The sequence below is a fragment of the Halomonas sp. SIMBA_159 genome (genome assembly GCF_046536035.1).
In the GTDB taxonomy this organism is placed as follows: Bacteria; Pseudomonadota; Gammaproteobacteria; order Pseudomonadales; family Halomonadaceae; genus Vreelandella; species Vreelandella venusta_A.
This window is the reverse complement of sequence record NZ_JAWJBT010001725.1, coordinates 1-232: the sequence shown is the minus strand read 5'-3', so window position 1 is coordinate 232 and position 232 is coordinate 1. Positions and strand designations below refer to the sequence as shown.

Here is a 232-nt window from a genome sequence, read left to right as displayed (position 1 = left end):
ATGGAATTGCGAGCGGCACAATGAACGCCCATACCGCATCATACGCAGGCGACGCCGTTGGAATAATCCCAGTATTTGATAAAATAATGGCTGAAACTAGTGCAATGATTGCACCGGAAATCTTCCCTGCCCAGCTGTATTTTTGTTCGAGCACGATACTCATCGCCGCGACGATGACAATAATCCCCCAAAGCGCCAGCAAATCATCTGCCTGGATCAATGAATTCTCCAT

The 232-nt window shown here is 47.8% G+C and carries 1 protein-coding gene; it reads right to left on the bottom strand.

What is annotated here, in order from left to right; translation table 11 throughout:
* Nucleotides 1-220, bottom strand: a 220-nt coding sequence (locus R0J87_RS25105) for a DUF819 family protein (protein ID WP_498889741.1), incomplete at its 3' end; no start/stop codon positions are given.
* Between the last annotated feature and the right edge of the window lie 12 nt (nt 221-232).